General features: G+C 57.9%; 13 protein-coding genes. 8 read left to right on the forward strand and 5 right to left on the reverse strand.

The genetic code is table 11. The annotated features are described in order from the left end of the window. Positions 1–743, reverse strand: a 743-nt coding sequence (locus B1C80_RS14515; protein ID WP_077922050.1) for a PIG-L deacetylase family protein, incomplete at its 3' end; no start/stop codon positions are given. Then, a complete protein-coding gene (locus tag B1C80_RS14520) occupies positions 724–1893 on the reverse strand; it encodes an acyl-CoA dehydrogenase family protein (RefSeq protein WP_077921914.1) in 1170 nt (389 codons plus the stop codon). The genes B1C80_RS14515 and B1C80_RS14520, both read right to left, overlap by 20 nt. Positions 1894–2065: 172 nt before the next feature. On the opposite strand from B1C80_RS14520, the gene B1C80_RS14525 reads away from it, so the two are divergent. From B1C80_RS14525 to B1C80_RS14535, 3 genes are all read left to right on the forward strand, one after another. After that, positions 2066–3007: a ribose-phosphate pyrophosphokinase gene (locus B1C80_RS14525; protein ID WP_077921915.1), complete on the forward strand. Its 942-nt coding sequence runs from the start codon at positions 2066–2068 to the stop codon at positions 3005–3007. Between the two features lie 83 nt (positions 3008–3090). After that, entirely contained in the window at positions 3091–3657 is a 567-nt protein-coding gene (locus B1C80_RS14530) for a 50S ribosomal protein L25/general stress protein Ctc (RefSeq protein WP_077921916.1), read from the forward strand. A gap of 106 nt (positions 3658–3763) precedes the next feature. Further along, a complete protein-coding gene (locus tag B1C80_RS14535; protein WP_077921917.1) occupies positions 3764–4837 on the forward strand; it encodes a saccharopine dehydrogenase family protein in 1074 nt (357 codons plus the stop codon). A 73-nt stretch (positions 4838–4910) separates the two neighbouring features. Here B1C80_RS14535 and B1C80_RS14540 read toward each other — a convergent pair whose 3' ends face one another. Next, positions 4911–5678, reverse strand: a complete 768-nt coding sequence (locus B1C80_RS14540) for a hypothetical protein (protein WP_077921918.1) — start codon at positions 5676–5678, stop codon at positions 4911–4913. A gap of 125 nt (positions 5679–5803) precedes the next feature. Further along, positions 5804–8500: a sodium-translocating pyrophosphatase gene (locus tag B1C80_RS14545; RefSeq protein WP_077921919.1), complete on the reverse strand. Its 2697-nt coding sequence runs from the start codon at positions 8498–8500 to the stop codon at positions 5804–5806. A gap of 225 nt (positions 8501–8725) precedes the next feature. Here B1C80_RS14545 and B1C80_RS14550 point away from each other — a divergent pair, with 225 nt between their 5' ends. Next, complete coding sequence (locus B1C80_RS14550) at positions 8726–11242, forward strand: PIG-L family deacetylase (protein WP_077922051.1); 2517 nt, start codon at positions 8726–8728, stop codon at positions 11240–11242. A gap of 30 nt (positions 11243–11272) precedes the next feature. On the opposite strand, the gene B1C80_RS14555 is transcribed toward B1C80_RS14550, so the two are convergent. After that, entirely contained in the window at positions 11273–11863 is a 591-nt protein-coding gene (locus tag B1C80_RS14555) for an NUDIX domain-containing protein (protein WP_077921920.1), read from the reverse strand. A 53-nt stretch (positions 11864–11916) separates the two neighbouring features. Between B1C80_RS14555 and B1C80_RS14560 the strand changes: the two genes are divergently transcribed. The 4 genes from B1C80_RS14560 to B1C80_RS14575 all read left to right on the forward strand — a co-directional run bounded on the left by B1C80_RS14560 (position 11917) and on the right by B1C80_RS14575 (position 18226). Continuing rightward, positions 11917–12669: a DeoR/GlpR family DNA-binding transcription regulator gene (locus B1C80_RS14560; RefSeq protein ID WP_077921921.1), complete on the forward strand. Its 753-nt coding sequence runs from the start codon at positions 11917–11919 to the stop codon at positions 12667–12669. A gap of 3 nt (positions 12670–12672) precedes the next feature. After that, a complete protein-coding gene (locus tag B1C80_RS14565) occupies positions 12673–16515 on the forward strand; it encodes a hydantoinase B/oxoprolinase family protein (RefSeq protein WP_077921922.1) in 3843 nt (1280 codons plus the stop codon). A gap of 176 nt (positions 16516–16691) precedes the next feature. Then, positions 16692–17630, forward strand: a complete 939-nt coding sequence (locus B1C80_RS14570; RefSeq protein ID WP_077921923.1) for a sugar phosphate isomerase/epimerase — start codon at positions 16692–16694, stop codon at positions 17628–17630. A gap of 71 nt (positions 17631–17701) precedes the next feature. Next, positions 17702–18226: a Dps family protein gene (locus B1C80_RS14575; protein ID WP_077921924.1), complete on the forward strand. Its 525-nt coding sequence runs from the start codon at positions 17702–17704 to the stop codon at positions 18224–18226. The last annotated feature ends 52 nt before the right edge of the window (positions 18227–18278 follow it).

The following is an 18278-nucleotide window of genomic DNA, read 5'->3' on the forward strand; positions in this document are numbered from 1 at the left end:
TCCAGAAACAGCTCACGCGGAGCGTTGAAGTGGGCCAGCAGCTCCGGCGACAGGTAGAACGCGGTGGGGTCATCGTCGATCATCCGCGTCACCTGCGAGCGATGGGCCGCAATGGCTTCGTCGCGCTGGGCCATGACCGAGCCGATCGGGACCTGCCACACCCGCATTTCTTCGGAACCGGGCATATCGCGCTCGTCGCCCAGTTCCCAAAGCCAGATCAGGTATTCGAGCACCCGCGGCTGGTAGGGCAAGTCCGCCAGTACGGCGTTTAGTATCTGCCACGACGCCCGATGATCGGGATGAGGGTCACGGCGCCAGGGCACAAACACCGCACTGGGATTACTCCTGATCAGCAGCTGCCGCATCTGCGCAACCGCATCCGGGAAGTTTGGTTGGGCTGGTGTGGGTACCTCCCGATCTTTCAGCCGCATGAACAGGGCGTTGCTGGCCGGGACATCCAGCCGGTCGACAGCCTGAAGGGCTTCGGCTTCCCGAACCTGGCTCAGTCGGTCGGCGGGGTAGCTGAGCGAGTTGGGGTGCGACATGGTGCCATCACTCACGAACAGTACGTGTACCTCATACCCCTGCTGCCGTAGTAAGGCAATAGTTCCTCCGCAACCCAGCGATTCATCGTCCGGGTGGGGAGCAATGATCAGCGCGTTACCAATCTGGTGCAGGTCAGCCGGATCGATGAGGTGAGCCCGCTCGTCCAGCACGTGTTTTTTATCCATGCCAGAGATCATGAGCGGGGGTAGTATTATGCAGCACGTACCGGCCAATGTCGACCAGGGTGGCGTCAGGAGCGGGTTGGCGCAGGTAGAAGGTCAGGTCGCGGTGAATCCGTTCGAAGGGCAGCGGTCGCATCAGCCCCCTGGCTCCCACCGAGCGTTCGGCCAGCGGCATCACGCGCAGGCATATTTCTTCGATAGCAGTCCGGGTCATGTTCGCATAGGCGACCAGTCGTCCGGCTTCCTGTTCTTGTGCCAGCCAGTCGTCGGCTTTGGCACCAGCCGCGTTGATCCACTGATTGCCCGATTCGATCAGATAGGCCATCTCAGCGAGCCGGGCCTGCTGAAACGGATCGTCGGTTCGGTTCATCGACGACAGGAACGAGCGAGTTGCTTCATACAGCGCTTCGGCCCCGCCCAGTTGTACCGCTGCAAACCGGATTGCTCCCCCGCTGAAGTGCGGCTGCCGGAAGTAATCGCCGGGCTGGCCCAGCAGGTCGGCCTCGTCCAGCACTACCCCCGTAAAGTCGAGCTTATAGCTTACCGACGCCCGCATGCCCAGGGGCTGCCAGAACTGATCGTCCTGCGGAATGGCTTTCACTTGTTCGGTCGGGATGATGCACATCTGCCAGCCAGACCGGCCCTGCCCTACCAGCTCACCAGTTACCAGTGGTCGCTGAATCCAGCCCGAGCCCGAGCCGAATGTTTTAGCGCCTTCGAGCTCATATCGCCCTCCACCCAGCGCGTGGATACGGACGCCGTCGCCCGCCTGGGTGTTCCAGACACTGAAGAGCCGGTTGGCCTGTTCTACGTCGGCATACCATCTCTGTTTCTGCTCCGTACTGGCATACTGGGCTATCAGTTGCAAGGCGTTGATATGTCCTTCATAAACCCGCCCCACGGCCAGATTACCGGCGCCGATACGTTTCAGCAACTGGAGCAACCGGGCCGTGTTGGCCTGTTGGGGGTCGAGGGGATGGCCGGGCAGGGTAACGGCCAGTAAACCGGCGTCGGCCAGCCACGCAAAAACAGCCTCCGGAAAGGCATCGTCACGATCGGTCTGAGCGGCCTGATCGGCTATGTTCTGGATAAGCTGGTGCAGCTGCCCGGCATCGGGCATGGTCGGCGCCGTCGGTCTGGGGCTGTCGGTCTGAACTACTGTCATAGCCAGACAAGGCCCGGTTCGAGCCAAATGTTTAGTCCACTTTCCCTTTCAAACCACTATCTTATCGAGAGGTCCGTCGGGATGGATCGCCGATCTTCGTCCATAATATGCGGGAAACCTGCTGGGGACGCCCGTTTTTTTCGTACCTTTGCGGGAAATTTGTCCAGCATCAATGGCTTCGTTTAATCCGGTTAAGATTTTTTCGGGCAGTCAATCCACCTATCTGGCTGAGAAAATTGCACATTATTACGGCAAAGATCTTGGCGGCTATACCTGCCGGCGATTCAGTGATGGCGAGATGTCGCCCAGTTTCGAAGAATCGGTTCGGGGGTGCGACGTGTTCCTGATCCAGTCGACGCCCCCTCCGGGCGATAACCTGATGGAACTGCTGCTGATGGTCGATGCCGCCCGGCGCGCATCGGCGCACTATGTCACGGTGGTCATTCCTTATTTTGGCTATGCCCGTCAGGACCGCAAGGACCGGCCCCGCGTTGCCATTGCGGCCAAACTGATGGCTAACATGCTGGCCGCATCGGGAGCCGATCGCCTGATGACCATCGACCTGCACGCCGGACAGATTCAGGGTTTCTTCGACTTCCCGGTCGACCATCTGGAAGGAACGTCGGTGTTTGTGCCTTATATCAAGAGTCTTAACCTCGACAATCTGGTCATTGCCTCGCCGGACGTGGGTGGCGCCAACCGCGCCCGTACGTTCGCCAAGCATTTCAACGCCGACATTGTGCTGTGCGACAAACACCGCAAACGGGCCAACGAAATCGCGTCGATGCAGGTCATCGGCGATGTAGAGGGCGCCAACGTCGTACTGGTCGATGATTTGATCGATACGGGCGGTACCATGGCCAAAGCGGCTCAGATTATCCTGGAGAAAGGCGCACAGTCGGTGCGGGCGGTTTGTACTCACCCCGTCATGTCGGGCAAAGCCCACGAAAACATAGCCGGCTCGGTACTCGATGAACTGGTTGTTGCTGATACGTTACCGCTGCGACAGCCGAACAGTAAAATTAAGGTGCTATCCGTGGCTGAGCTATTCGCCAAAGCCATCGGCCGCATCCGTGATCACGAATCTATTAGTTCTTTGTTTATTAGATATTAAGTGATGGAGTGACTACGAGATGGCGCTTTTTGCCCGTCACGAAAGCACTCAGGCACTTATTCACCCAGTTAAATTTTATCAGTATGAAACAAATCGAGATTGTAGGGTATCAACGAGCGAATCTCGGCCGTGCGGAATCACAAGCGATTCGGGCCGAGGGCAACGTTCCGTGCGTATTGTATGGCGGAGAGAGCCAGGTACATTTCTATGCACCGGCTATTCTGTTCCGCCAGTTGCTCTATACGCCCAATGTATTTGAGGTGCTGCTGAACATCGAAGGTACCGAGTACCGGGCGGTTCTGCAGGAGGCTCAATTCCACCCGGTAAGTGATGTGCTGCTGCACGTTGACTTCCTGGAAGTGGTACCGGGCAAACCCGTTAAACTGGCCGTACCCGTTCGTCTGGTCGGTACAGCACCGGGTGTGCAGAAAGGTGGTAAGCTGGTAACCCGCGTTCGGAAACTGCGCGTGAAAGGCACCATCGAGAATATTCCTGAATTTATCGACGTGGACGTAACCGGCCTCGATCTGGGTAAATCAGTTCGTGTGGGTCAGATTCCGGTTTCGAACATCGAAATGCTCGAACAGGCGTCGAACCCCGTTGCCAGCATCGAAATCCCACGCGCACTGCGGGGTACGGTTGGCAAATAAGCCGATTGGCAAGTCGTTCAGTAAAACTAATAGATTAGCGGAAGCCCACTCACCCGAGTGGGCTTTTTGCGTATTTTGCCCGCTCATCAACTTCCATTCATTACATATGAAGACCATTCTAGTGGTAGGCCTGGGCAAAGTTGGCTCGCTGGTCGGTACGCTGCTCAACAAGCGGTTTACCGTAACGGGTCTCGATCGGCAGGCACCCGCCGAAGCTGTCCCTTTTCCGGTAGTAACGGGCGACGTTACCGACGAGGCTACCTTAGCCGATACCGTCAGCAGTTTCGATGCCGTGGTGTCCTGCCTGCCGTATAACCTGAACCTACCGATTGCCCGTGCCGCCTACGAGGCCGGTATTCATTATTTCGACCTTACCGAAGACGTGCCCACCACGACTGCGATTCGGGAGATGGCTAAAACGGCACGGGGCGTTATGGCGCCCCAATGCGGTCTGGCTCCGGGCCTGATCGGCATCGTTGGTGCCGAACTGGCTGGTCGCTTCGATACGCTTCGCGATATTGAATTGCGCGTGGGTGCGCTGCCCCGCTATCCGAACGGCCTGCTGGGGTACTCGTTTACCTGGTCGCCGGCCGGCGTCATCAACGAATACCTGAACGACTGCGAGGTCATTGCCAACGGACAGGTGAAGATGGTACCGGCCCTCGATGGCATCGAGCAGATCAACATTGAAGGGCAGGAGTTCGAAGCCTTCAGCACCTCGGGCGGACTCGGCACCATGTGCGAAACCTACGCCGGTCGGGTCGACACGCTCAACTACAAAACCATCCGCTACCCGGGCCATTGCCGGCTGATGCGGTTTTTGCTGTATGAGCTGATCCTGAAAGATCAGCGCGCCCTGGTCGAGAAAGTGCTTACCGAAGCCAAGCCACCCGTACAGGACGATGTGGTATACGTGTATGCCGTAGTCGAGGGCTGGAAAAACGGGCAGCTCGCCCGCGAAGAGTTCTACCGCGCCTACCATCCCCGTCTGATCGACGGTCATTCGTGGCGGGCCATTTCCTGGACCACAGCCGGTTCGGTAGCGGCCGTCGTTGAACTGGTAGCGGATGGGCTGCTTCCCCAGACAGGGTTTATCAGGCAGGAAGATATTTCCTTCGCCGATTTTCTCGAAACCCGTAATGGTCAGTTCTTCCGACAGGAAACAAGCGTGCCCGCTTAACTCATATACCCGTTGCCGTGAAAGCACGGCAACGGGTTGGTTTTGACGCCAACGGCAGCGGGGCTCCAATCATTCAGGCTGGAACAGGCTGATAGCAGGGAAAATGGGCGTCGAGGAGGTCTGTACGCTCTTTGGTTGCCAGATTGATGACGTCGAACCGGCGGGTAGCGCTGAACGAGCCCATGTCCGTATCGCTGTTAATCAGAATGGCTCCCATCAAAATCACATACTGACAGTTGTAACTGGTTTTGGCCACCAGCTCCCCGATTCGGTCGTCGATGGCCTCGTAAATGACTTCGGTAGCTTCGTACAGCGGAACCGGCGCCGTGATGATTCGCTGTTTGTGGTTCAGCAGAATCTGCTCAATGGTGTTCATCTGGTAGTCAATATCCCGCACCTCGCCTGCCACAATCGAATCGTTCAGGAGCCGGTTCAGCGCGCCTTTGGCGGCTCCGCAGCAGCTCGATACCCTGGCCTGCCCAAACCGATGAATCTGGCCAACCGTGCCGTCTTTGGAGATCCCGATATGCGGACCGTAGTAGACAAAAACGGCCCCGTTATCCGGAACGTGGCTCGCAAAAGCCCCCATACCGGTCAGGCCGGTAAACGGAAAGCCATCTAGCCCGCCCATTTTAAACGGCCCCAGAAACTCATGCGTCCGGGCCGGATACTGGATGCTGTTGACGTCATCGCTGCATATACTGTCGGCCATCATTATCTGCGTGGGCTCCAGATCCAGTTCATCTTCCACAAAATCGATAAGCCGGTTAACGGTATCAATAGTGGTCATTGCATTCGGGTAATGCTGACGAATGATCGCTAGTTTCTCTCGTTTCTTCATGACGGTTTTCGTTGTGTAAGCCGCTGGTTACCAGACGCCCTTATCTCGCTAAAATAAACGAAAAATGGCCAGTCTCCTTACGACACTGGCCATTTGATCTGTATTATTTAGTAAGCGTACGTTCGTTATTTCTTCGTCACCCGGATGGAGATACGGCGGTTTTGAGCGCGGCCCTCTTCGGTGTCGTTGCTGGCAACCGGGTGCTCCTGCCCATACCCTTCCGACTCCAGCCGATCAGCGGCAATACCCAGCGCCGTCAGTTCTTTCTTTACCGACTGGGCGCGGTCGCCCGACAGCTTAAGGTTGGCGTCGGCGTTGCCCGTATTATCGGTATACCCGCCCAGCTTCACGCTGACGTTCGGATAGGCTTTCAGGATTTCGGCAATGTTCTTCAGCTGCTCCTGCGACTCAGGCTTCAGGGTAGCACTGCCCGTCTCGAACGTCAGCCGGTCAAAATCGAACCAGGTCGTTTTGTCGACGGGTTTGTCGGATTTAATGAAGTTCAGCAGACTGGCTTCGATCCCATCCACGTCGACTCCCGTCAGCAATACGCCACCATCGAGGGTGAGGTCGGTTGGGGTGAAGTTGGGGGTGGCCACGTTGGCGTTATCGGCCGAGGTCGATTTTTCCAGATCCACGCCTTCCACACCGCCAACGGCTTCGATGCCTTCGCGGGCATGACCCGGCTGATCCGACGATTTGATGGCGATATAGGGCGCAATGACCAGGGATACGATCGACATCAGCTTGATGAGGATGTTCATCGATGGGCCCGACGTATCTTTGAACGGGTCACCCACGGTATCGCCCGTTACCGACGCCTTGTGCGGCTCCGATTTTTTGTAGAACATCTCGCCGTTGATCAGCACCCCTTTTTCGAACGACTTCTTGGCGTTATCCCAGGCTCCACCGGCGTTGTTCATGAAAATACCCATCAGCACCCCCGATACCGTTACGCCGGCCAGCAGACCGCCCAGCACCTCGGGACCGAAGATGAAACCGACGATCACCGGCACCGTCAGCGCAATAGCCCCCGGCAGTACCATCTCCCGGATAGATGCCTGAGTCGAGATAGCCACGCATTTTTCGTATTCCGGCTTGCCCGTTCCTTCCATAATACCCGGAATTTCGCGGAACTGACGGCGCACCTCTTCAACCATCGACATGGCCGCCCGACCCACGGCCGCAATGGCCAGCGAGGAGAAAATATACGGAATCATACCGCCCACGAACAGGCCCGACAACACATCGGCCTTGTAAATATCGATGGCCGAAATACCCGATATGCCAACGAAAGCGGCAAACAGCGCCAGCGCCGTCAGCGCTGCGGAGGCAATGGCAAATCCTTTACCGGTAGCTGCGGTGGTGTTACCAACCGCATCCAGAATATCCGTACGACCCCGTACCTCTTCGGGCAGGTAACTCATTTCGGCGATACCACCGGCATTATCGGCAATGGGACCGAACGCGTCGATAGCCAGCTGCATGGCGGTAGTCGCCATCATCCCGGCGGCCGAAATTGCCACCCCGTACAGACCCGCGAAATGATAGGACGTATAGATACCAGCCGCCAGTACCAGAATGGGCAATACCGTCGATTCCATACCGACCGACAGGCCCCCGATAATGTTGGTAGCCGCGCCCGTTGCCGACTGCCGGATAATGGACAGCACCGGCCGACGGCCCATGGCGGTGTAATACTCGGTGATGGTCGACATCAGCGCCCCCACGATCAGGCCCGTCAGAATGGCGTAGAACACGTCCATACGGGTGAACTCGACCCCCCGAATCTGCATCGTCGTGTCGGGAAGAATAGCACCTACCAGAAAGTACGAAGCCACTACGGTCAGGATAATCGACCCCCAGTTGCCCAGGTTCAGCGCTCCCTGTACGTTGCCGTTATCGTCTTTCACCCGTACGAGGTAGCAGGCCAGAATCGAGAAGATCAGCCCCATACCCGCAATCAGAACCGGCAGTACGATGGGCGCATGACCCATAATCGGGTCGTTCGGAATAATAATTTCGCGGCCCAGCACCATGGTAGCCAGAATCGTAGCCACATAGGACCCGAACAGGTCAGCACCCATACCCGCCACGTCACCCACGTTATCGCCTACGTTATCGGCAATGGTAGCGGGGTTGCGCGGATCATCTTCGGGAATGCCGGCTTCTACTTTACCAACCAGGTCGGCCCCTACGTCTGCCGCTTTGGTATAAATTCCGCCAGCCACCCGGGCAAAGAGCGCAATAGACTCAGCGCCGAGCGAGAAACCCGCCAGTACTTCGAGCGCGCGCTCCATCGGGATGCCATTGACTGGCAATATGCCGTTGACCGACTCGGCCCCGGCTACGAAGAAATTATAAAGAATGATAAATAGCACACTAAGCCCTAAAACGGCCAGACCGGCTACCCCGATCCCCATAACGGACCCGCCCGTAAAGGATACGTCGAGGGCGCGCGTCAGGCTGGTGCGGGCGGCATGGGCCGTGCGGACGTTGGCTTTGGTGGCTATTTTCATGCCGATGTACCCGGCCAGCGCCGAAGTGAACGCCCCAAAGGCGAAGGCAATACCGATGCTCCAGTGTGAATTTTCGACCAGCGAGCCTGACCAGGATAAGAGGACGGCCACAATGAGGCCGAAGATGATCAGGACGCGCCACTCGGCTTTTAGAAAGGCAATAGCACCATCTGCAATATACCCTGAGATTTCCTGCATTCGAGCGTCACCGGCATCCTGCCGGGAGACCCATACGAATTTGGCAAACATCACCGCCAGGCCCACCAGACCCAGAAAAGGGACGATGTAAAGACTATTATTCATGCGACTTTGTATAGAGTTTAGAAAAAATAGGACTGCGCGCAAAGATAAAGTTTGACTCTGCATTACCTAGCGAAACAGCGCCAATACTTGCCTTTTTCTGAGGAAAATTGCGTTTTTTCCAAGCGATGTGGGTTTGTCGCCCGAAGAGGCTGTATAAAGTGGGCCGCCAATAGTAATCTGTGTGCTAGCTGTTTATTTTTGCTTTTTCAGAAAACCTACCCCGCTGTGCGTCCTGTTGTCTACCTGATTACCCTATACGCAGCGTTTGCTGCCGCCATCACCTCCGCTCAGGTTCCTTACGGCCCTATAAAGCCAAGCCCGCCGGGCGAGATCCTATCGAACCTGAAAAAGCTGAATGTACTCGGCTCCGTCCTGTACGTAGCGGCCCACCCCGACGATGAAAACACACTGTTTCTGGCGTACCTCTCCAAAGAGCGGCTGCTGCGCACGGGCTATCTGTCATTGACCCGTGGCGACGGCGGACAAAACCTGATCGGTGCCGAACAGGGCGAGAACATCGGTATCATCCGCACCCAGGAGTTGCTGGCCGCCCGGCGCATAGACGGCCCCGACCAGTTCTTCAGCCGGGCCTATGACTTCGGCTTTTCGAAGTCGACCGATGAGGCCGTGCGCACCTGGGGGCAGGACAAAGTGCTGGCCGACGTGGTCTGGATGATTCGTAAATACCAGCCCGATGTGATCATTACCCGTTTCCCGCCCGATGCCCGCGCGGGTCACGGCCATCATAGTGCCTCGGGTTTTCTGGCCGAAGAAGCGTTCAAGATATCCGGCAACCCCGCCCGCTTTCCGGAGCAGCTGGCCTTTGTCAAACCCTGGCAGGCAAAACGCATTCTCTGGAATGTGTTTATCCCGGGTCAGTTTCTGAGCAACCGAAAACCCGACGAAGCCGGTAACCTGATCGGACTGGAAACGGGGCTCTATAATCCGCTGCTGGGCAAATCGTATGGCGAGATAGCCGCCGAAAGCCGCAGTCAGCACAAAAGCCAGGGGTTTGGGGTGCCGGCCAGCCGCGGAGCCAAAGTAGACTACCTGCTGCTGAAAAACGGCGACCCGGTTCAGAACGACCCTTTCGAAGGAATCGACATGAGTTGGAAACGGCTGCCCGGTGGCGAGGCTATTCAGCCGCAGGTCGACCAGCTGATCAGCAGCTTTTCGGCCGATCAGCCGGCCCGGCTGGTTAGTGGCCTAGTACGCCTGTACGGCGCCATCAGCCGGCTGGACACGACTAACCTCTACGTTCGCACGAAGCGGGAGGAAGTGCAGACCCTGATTCAGCAATGCCTGGGCCTGTGGTTCGAAACCAACCCCGCCAGCTATGCCGCCACACCCGGCGAAACCATCAAGCTGACGACCACCGTAGTGGGCCGGTCCGACAGCCCGGTGCGGCTGGTAAAAGTTCAATATTCAACCGGCAAAGACAGCACGCTCAATGTGCTGCTCAAACCCAATGATCAGCTAACCCTGCCCACCACCCTGACCATCCCGAAAACGCAGAAAATCTCGCAGCCCTACTGGCTCGAAAAACCCATCGAGAAGGGTGTTTTTCAGGTCGACAACCAGGCCCTGATCGGTTTGCCCGAAAACCCGGCGGCTTTGTCGGCCACCTACACCATCGAGATTGACGGCCAGCGGTTTGCCTACCGCCGTCCCGTCGTCTACAAATCGACCGATCCGGTTGAGGGAGAAGTTTACCGGCCGTTCATCATTCAGCCCGACGTAACGGCTAATCTCTCCGAGCGCGTCTTCACCTTTGCCGATACCAAAGCAAAAACGGCCGACGTTATCCTGAAAGCCGGACGAGCTAATGTGTCGGGTACCCTCCGGCTCAACGTGCCCGCTGGCTGGCGGGTAGAGCCGGCTTCGCTGCCATTCTCCCTGGCCAATACCGGCGATGAACAGCGGCTGACGTTTACCGTATCGCCGGCGGCAACGGCGCAGAACGGGCTGCTCCGGGCCACGATGACAACCGGCGACGGCAGCACCTTCACGACCGGGCTGCGGACCATTGCCTACAAACACATTCCGACGCAGACGCTCTTCCCGCCGGCCGAAGCCAAACTGGTGAAGCTGGATGTGAACGTACTGGCCAGAAACATCGGCTACATTGTCGGCGCGGGGGATGAGGTACCCGCGGCCCTGCAACAGATGGGGTGCCGGGTTACCCAGCTCGGCCCCGCCGAGCTCAGCCGCGACCTGTCGGGCTACGACGCTATCATAGCCGGAGTCCGGGCCTACAACACCAACGACTGGCTCGGTATCTACCAGAAAAAACTCATGGATTACGTCAGCAACGGCGGCACCATGATCGTACAGTACGTGACCCCGGGTGGGTTTGTCAACAATGGCGGCATCAAAGTAGCTCAGCTGGGCCCTTATCCGTTTACGATTGGCCGCGACCGGGTTACGGAAGAAGATGCGCCCATGACCTTCCTGAACCCGAAACACCCGCTCCTGAATACACCCAATAAAATTACCGACGCTGATTTTACGGGTTGGGTGCAGGAACGCGGCATCTACTTCGCTCAGGACTGGGACAAAGCGTACGAACCGATTTTCTCGGCCCATGACCAGAACGAAGCCGACAAGAAGGGTAGCCTGATTTACGCCCGATACGGCAAAGGCCATTACATGTATACGGGACTGGTTTTTTTCCGGGAGCTGCCCGCGGGTGTACCGGGCGCCTACCGGCTGTTTGCCAACCTGATCTCGGTCGGCAAATAGCCCGACTATCAACTGGCCTGACCAGAATTGTCAGGCCAGTTGCCGTAACCGCAGGTGCTGAAGCAGCATAATGGTTTTGCCGTCTCTGATCTCGCCTGTTCCGATCATGGCCATGGCCTGACTGAGTGGCAGCTCCAGTATATCGATCTCCTCTTCGTCGATCCCGCCACCGGCTTCCCGTTCGGTATCGGCCGTATATTCGGCGAGGTAAAAGAATAGCTTCTCGGTGACCGAGCCGGGACTCATATACGCTTCCATGACCTTCTCGACCGACTGTAGCCGATAGCCGGTTTCTTCTTCCGTTTCGCGCAGAATAGCCGTTTGCGGATCGTCGTTGTCCAGCAGGCCGGCGCAGGTTTCGATCAGCATACCGGCCAGTGGGCCACCGGTATCATTGCCGTTTACGTACGTGGGTAGCCGAAACTGGCGGGTCAGGATAACGGTGTCGGTTTCGGGATTGTGTAGCAGGATGGTCGCGCCGTTGCCACGATCATAGGCTTCGCGCTGCTGCGTAGTCCATTGTCCGTTTTTTCCCAGATAATCGAAGGTATATCGTCGTAATACATACCAGTTGTCAGACAGCAGTTTCTCATCGGTTATGCGAATGCGTTCAGCTACCATTTGTTTGATTATGTTTAAAATTGTTTATTTTTGAACAAAAGAAGAGAAACGACATGAATTTCCAAAATCGCAAACAGCTCATTGTGCAAACGGTAGAGGAACGCGGCTCGGTGGATGTACGCGAACTGGCCGACTTGTTGCAGACCTCCGACATGACTGTTCGGCGCGATTTGGTACAGCTGGCGGCCCAGGGGCTGGTTTACCGGACGCGGGGCGGGGCTATGAAGGTAAGTGCGGCCACCGATGCGTTTCGGTTTGAGAACAAAGCCGCCGTTAATGCTGACCAGAAAGATTATATCTGCCAGCTGGCCGCTCAAACCATTCAGGAAGGCGACATACTCTTCATGGATTGTGGCAGTACCGTTTTCCGGTTATGCCCGTTCATTCGCAACCGACGTATCACGGTCATAACCAATTCGCTGCCGGTCGTAGCCGAGTTGATAAACAGTTCGGTATCGGTGAATCTGGTGGGGGGCGAAGTGGACAAAGACCGGCAGGCAGTACACGGGCTCATGGCCGAGGAGCACATAGCGCGGTACCGAGCCAACCGGGCCTTCATTGGCGTTGACGGCATTTCACTGCGCAGAGGGCTGACAGCCAATAGCGAACGGGAAGCCAGCACGGCCGTAGCCATGGCCCGGCGGGCCGAAACAACGTATCTGCTGTGTCACTCTGCTAAATTAGAAACCGAGAAATACCTCTATTTTGCGCCCTTAACCCTGTTCGACATCCTGATTACGGACAATGAGGCCCGACCCGATGTCGTTGACGCCTACCGGCAGGCGGGGGTTACTGTAATAAACTAACCCATGTGGCAGATCTGGATTGATACAGGCGGCACCTTTACCGACGGGCTTGGCCTGGCCCCCAACGGTGTTTTACACCGCACGAAAGTGCTCAGCAGTAGCCGGCTGCGGGCCCAGCTGATTCATGGCCGACTGACCGCGTCGTGGCTGACCGCTCCCCTCTTCGACGGGTACCAGCTTCGGCTCATCGAAACCGGCGAAACGTTTACGGTAGCCTCGCTAAACACCGACGGGCAGTTAGTCGTAAACACCCCAACCGGCTCCGTAGACGGCTCGGCGCTACTGCGGGCGCAGAAGCTGGACCGGCTAACGGTAGAACTGTTTACGAACGAAGAAGCGCCGGTACTCGCCACGCGGCTGCTGACCCAAACCCCGCTCCATCAGCCTTTTCCGGCCCTGGAGATGCGGCTGGGTACCACCCGGGGCACCAATGCGCTACTCGAGCGAAAAGGGGCCCGGGTTGGGTTGCTGATCACCAAAGGTTTTCGGGATCTGCTCCGAATCGGTACCCAGCAACGGCCCAACCTGTTCCAACTGGCTATACCGCCCGCCGAGGTACTGTACGAAGAGGTCTTTGAGGTTGACGAACGCATGGCTGCCGACGGCCGGGTACTGACGCCACTGGTCGGGCCTGCGCTCGCGCCACTCATCGATCAGCTCCGGCAGCTCAAACCCGAGGCCGTGGCGATCTCGCTGCTGAATGCTTATCGAAATCCGGCGCATGAGCAGCAGCTACGCGATAGGCTGGCTGCCGAAGGATTTCCTGTCATCACTCTCTCCACCGACGTATCGACCGCCCCCGGCTACGTTTCCCGTACCCAGACCGCCGTCATCGACGCGTATCTGACTCCGGTGCTGCGATCGTACCTAAACAACGTGCAGACGCAGCTGGGTAACGGTACCGCGGGCGAACAGCCCGTGCGGGTTATGACCAGTGCGGGCGGGCTGGTGCGGGCGGATCTGTTCCGGCCCAAAGACAGCCTGCTCAGCGGCCCCGCGGGTGGTGTCATCGGGGCAGCGGCAGTAGCCAGCAGCCTGATGCAACCCGGTACGCTTACCCTCGACATGGGCGGCACCAGCACCGATGTAGCCCGGATTCAGCGAACCCCCGACTATCGCTATTCAACCCCTATAGGGCCGTTTGACCTGCAGCTCCCGTCGCTGTCGATTGAAACCGTAGCGGCCGGTGGTGGCTCTATCTGCTGGTTTGACGGCGCCCAGCTGCGCGTGGGGCCACAGAGTGCCGGTGCCAACCCCGGTCCGGCCTGTTACGGGGCCACCTCCGCGTCGGCCCCGGCGCTGTTGACCATTACCGACGTTAACCTGCTGCTGGGCAAACTTCACCCCAGCCAGTTCGGTATTCCGGTCTTTCCCGATAAAGCTATGGATGCCCTACAAACCATACGCCTTCAGATTGAGTCGAAGACCGGCAACCGACCCGATTCAGCTACCCTGCTGCGCGGATTCGAACGCATTGCAAACGAAACGATGGCCGGGGCCATCCGCAAAATTTCGGTAGCCAAAGGGTTTGATCCTGCCCACTATAGCCTGCTGGTCTTCGGCGGAGCCGGCGGACTCCACGGCTGCGCCATTGCCCGGCTTCTGGGTATGGAACGGATTATACTTCCCTTCGACGGGGGGCTGCTCAGCGCCTACGGTATCGGTCAGGCTCGTATCGAACGGATGGCTGCCCGATCGGTGCTTCAGCCCCTTCATCAGGTTAGCGACCAGCTACCGGCCATCGCCAGCGAGCTGGTTGAGCAGGCTACTCGGGCCCTGCGGCAGGATATAGCCGCGGATGCCGCTACCCGAACCGACTCCGTGAGCGTATTTCTTCGGCTCCAGGGGCAGGAGGCCAGCCTGGAGATACCACTCAGCCATAACCTGGCCGACGATTTCCGAACCAGGTACCAGCAACTCTACGGGCACTATCCCGGCACCAGCACCGGCCAGCCCCGCCCGATCGATGTGGAGAGCCTACGGGTTGTTGTCAGTACGATCAGCCCTGACGTTCCGGAAAACGGGCCGCCGGTCAGCCATCAGCATGCCGTTCCGTCGTTCGAGACGGATACCTACCCGGCCTATGACTGGACCCGCTTACGGGAAGGCGACACCTTCCGTGGCCCGGCGTTGCTGCTGAATACCACCTCATCGGCCTTTATTGAACCCGGCTGGCGCGTAGTCATTCAGGCTGACCAGAATGCGCTTATCGACTACATTGCCGACTACGATTCTCCGGATGATTTTAAGCCCGCGCCGGCCTCAGCGGACGAAGCGGAGCAGGCCGACGTTATTCAGCTGGAGCTATTCACCCAGCGCTTTCGGGCCATTGCCGAAGAGATGGGCGCGCAGCTCCAGCGGACTGCGTTCTCGACCAATGTGAAAGAACGACTCGATTTTTCCTGCGCCCTGCTCGATGCCCGGGCCGAGCTGGTAGCCAACGCACCCCATATTCCGGTTCATCTGGGTAGCCTGGGCGTGTGCGCCCGACTTTGCCTCGATAAACTCCCCCTGGCTCCCGGCGACGTTCTTATCACCAACCACCCAAAATACGGCGGTTCTCACCTGCCCGACGTCACCCTCCTGCAGGGCGTCTTTACGGACGATGAGCAGCTGATCGGCTACGTCATCAACCGGGCTCACCACGCCGAAATAGGCGGTAAAGTGCCAGGCTCGATGCCGCCCGATGCTACCCGGCTGGCCGAGGAAGGGGTCGTACTGGAACCCCAGTATGTCGTCAAAGCAGGGCAGTTTTTGTGGGATGACGGTGCGGGAACGGGCTTGCAGGCACGCTTTACGCAGGCACCCTACCCCACCCGCTCCCTGGCCGAGAACCGCGCCGACATAGAAGCCGCCCTGGCCTCGCTACGGGCGGGCGAAACGGCCCTGCGTACCCTCGTCCGGCAATACGGTCTGGCTACGGTTCAGCAGTACATGACCCAGCTCAAGAACGCTGCCACCGCTATTATCACAACCGTACTGCACCGCTTCGACGGACAGACCTTCGCGGCCGACGAATCACTCGACGACGGGCATACGATTCGGGTGAGCCTGACTGTAGCCAATGGGCGTATCACCATCGACTTTTCGGGCACATCGGCCGTACATCCCCAGAATCTGAACGCCAACGTTTCGATTCTGCATAGCGCCATTCTGTATGTGCTCCGGCTGTGGGTAGGGACCGACGCTACCGTCGGCGATATACCACTTAACGAAGGGCTGATGGCGCCTGTGGATCTGGTTCTGCCCGAATCCTCATTCCTGAACCCAATCTTTCCCGACGATGAAACGGAATGTCCGGCTGTGGTGGGCGGCAATACCGAGGTGAGCCAGCGGCTGGTCGATACGCTGCTGAAGGCACTGGGGCTGGCGGCCTGCAGCCAGGGCACCATGAACAATTTTCTGTTCGGCACCGCCACGATGGGCTATTACGAAACCATTGGCGGTGGCACGGGAGCGACGCCGGGCGCTGACGGACGTTCGGCGGTTCATCAGCATATGACCAACACCAAACTAACCGACCCCGAAGAACTGGAACGACGCTACCCCGTCCGGCTCCATCAGTTCGGCATACGCCCCGGCTCGGGCGGCAGCGGTCAGTGGCGCGGTGGCGATGGCATTGTTCGTGAGATCGAGTTTCTGGAGCCCGCCCAGGCCACCCTGCTGAGTCAGCACCGGCTGGTGGCGCCGTATGGCATAGGGGGTGGCCAGCCCGGTGCGGTAGGCCGGCAAACGCTGCTCCGGCAGGATGGCAGTGAAGAAAACATGCCCGGGATTTTCACCCGACCCATGCAGGCTGGCGAACGCATCCGCATCGAAACCCCCGGCGGTGGCGGAATCGGGTAAATCCGCATCGGTCTCCCCTTTTCACCCCAATATCCTGCCAGACCATAGATAGAAAAAACCACCGTTTGCCCGTCAGCACCCTATTTGCCCGACAACTAGCCCGTTAACCAGGCGAGTCGGCTTTTGGGGGCCTCTACCGGGCTTACAGGGGGGAGGCCAATTATCGTTTACTAATTATGTTGTCAACCAGACGGAATTTTTTATCGTCGCTCACGGCACTTACCGGCGCGACGCTGCTCCCCGATATCAAGCCAGCGGAAGGACATCCGGCTGCGCCGGAGCGCCAGCCTCTCTCCTGCAACGCCTATACCTGGAGCACCTTTTACGGGCGTGAGCAGAAAGACTGGATGGCCGACCCCGACGCGTCGTTGAGCGAGTACGTGAAGACCGGGCTAACCGCTTACGAACCGTCGTTTACCAGCGTCGATGAGGTGAAAAAGCTGGCGCCTTACCTGACCAGGTACAAGCTGACGATGCCGTCTCTGTACGTCAACAGCTCGCTGCACCAACCCGACGAAGCCCCAAAATCCATCGCGTCGGTACTGGCTATTGCCGACGCGGTAAAGCCGCTGGGCTCGCGGGTGATCGTTACCAACCCTAACCCCATCCGCTGGGGTACCGACGACGACAAGACCGATGAACAACTGGTCGAACAGGTCAAAAATCTCGACCGGCTCGGGGCCGAACTCCGCCAACGGGGAATGACCCTGGCCTACCATACCCATGCGCCCGAACACCGGCAGGCGGCCCGCGAATTTCACCACATGCTGCTGGGCTCCGATCCTAAAAACGTGTCGCTCTGCCTGGATGCCCACTGGGTATACCGGGGGTCGGGCAATTCGCAGATAGCCCTATTCGATGTGGTCCGGCTTTACGGTAACCGCATCGTTGAGGTACACATCCGCCAGTCGAAAAACGGCATCTGGCAGGAGTCTTTTTCCGACGGCGACATCGACTACCGGCGACTGACCAGCGCCCTGAAAGCGCAGAACCGCCGGCCACTGCTGGTGCTGGAGCAATGTCTCGAAAAAGGCTCTCCAAATACGATGGGAGCGGTTGAGGCCCAAAAACGCAACATCGCTTATTCGAACGAAGTCTTCGCCGGACTCATCTGAGCCCATCAGTCGGTATTAGCAACAATTTCTGTGTGGTCGGGTTATACTTCCAATACATACACACTCATGTTATGACTACCGATCTGAACAAACCGGAAACCCAACAGAAAGAGCCGAAGAACATTCAACCGAATATCGGTCTGGAAAAAGACTCGCTCAAAAAAGCGAACGAACTGCTCAATGCCTACCTGGCCGACCTGCACGTTCTCTATATCAAAACCCGTAAATATCACTGGAACGTAGCGGGCCCGAGCTTCAAAGAATACCACGAGTTTTTTGAAGAGCAATACAAAGCGCTCGAAGAAATGATCGACGAGGTTGCCGAACGAATCCGCACCCTGGGTGGTAAGCCACTCTCGACCATGGCAGAATTCATCAAAGGAACCAGCCTGGAAGAAGACACCAGCGGTGAGGTAAAAACCCGCGATATGTTCGATCGGCTGCTGGCCGATCACGAGCAGATTACCCGCGAACTGCGCGAAGACGTTGACACCTGCGACGAAGACCTGAACGACGCCGGTACGGCCGACTTCCTGACCGGTATGATGGAAGCCCACGAGAAGATGGCGTGGATGCTCCGGAAGTACCTGTCGTAGTAGGCGTTATAAGCGATGAGTTATGAGTTTTAGCGAGTTTGTTTTACATTCA

It is taken from the genome of Spirosoma sp. 209 (assembly GCF_002006735.1).
In the GTDB taxonomy this organism is placed as follows: Bacteria; Bacteroidota; Bacteroidia; order Cytophagales; family Spirosomataceae; genus Spirosoma; species Spirosoma sordidisoli.

What these genes read in the sequence shown, in the direction of transcription:
- B1C80_RS14565 (WP_077921922.1), top strand. Translation starts at nt 12,673, where the DNA reads ATGTGGCAGATCTGGATTGATACAGGCGGCACCTTTACCGACGGGCTT.
- B1C80_RS14570 (WP_077921923.1), top strand. Translation starts at nt 16,692, where the DNA reads ATGTTGTCAACCAGACGGAATTTTTTATCGTCGCTCACGGCACTTACC.
- B1C80_RS14520 (WP_077921914.1), bottom strand. Translation starts at nt 1,893, where the DNA reads ATGACAGTAGTTCAGACCGACAGCCCCAGACCGACGGCGCCGACCATG.
- B1C80_RS14540 (WP_077921918.1), bottom strand. Translation starts at nt 5,678, where the DNA reads ATGAAGAAACGAGAGAAACTAGCGATCATTCGTCAGCATTACCCGAAT.
- B1C80_RS14555 (WP_077921920.1), bottom strand. Translation starts at nt 11,863, where the DNA reads ATGGTAGCTGAACGCATTCGCATAACCGATGAGAAACTGCTGTCTGAC.
- B1C80_RS14535 (WP_077921917.1), top strand. Translation starts at nt 3,764, where the DNA reads ATGAAGACCATTCTAGTGGTAGGCCTGGGCAAAGTTGGCTCGCTGGTC.
- B1C80_RS14560 (WP_077921921.1), top strand. Translation starts at nt 11,917, where the DNA reads ATGAATTTCCAAAATCGCAAACAGCTCATTGTGCAAACGGTAGAGGAA.
- B1C80_RS14530 (WP_077921916.1), top strand. Translation starts at nt 3,091, where the DNA reads ATGAAACAAATCGAGATTGTAGGGTATCAACGAGCGAATCTCGGCCGT.
- B1C80_RS14545 (WP_077921919.1), bottom strand. Translation starts at nt 8,500, where the DNA reads ATGAATAATAGTCTTTACATCGTCCCTTTTCTGGGTCTGGTGGGCCTG.
- B1C80_RS14525 (WP_077921915.1), top strand. Translation starts at nt 2,066, where the DNA reads ATGGCTTCGTTTAATCCGGTTAAGATTTTTTCGGGCAGTCAATCCACC.
- B1C80_RS14575 (WP_077921924.1), top strand. Translation starts at nt 17,702, where the DNA reads ATGACTACCGATCTGAACAAACCGGAAACCCAACAGAAAGAGCCGAAG.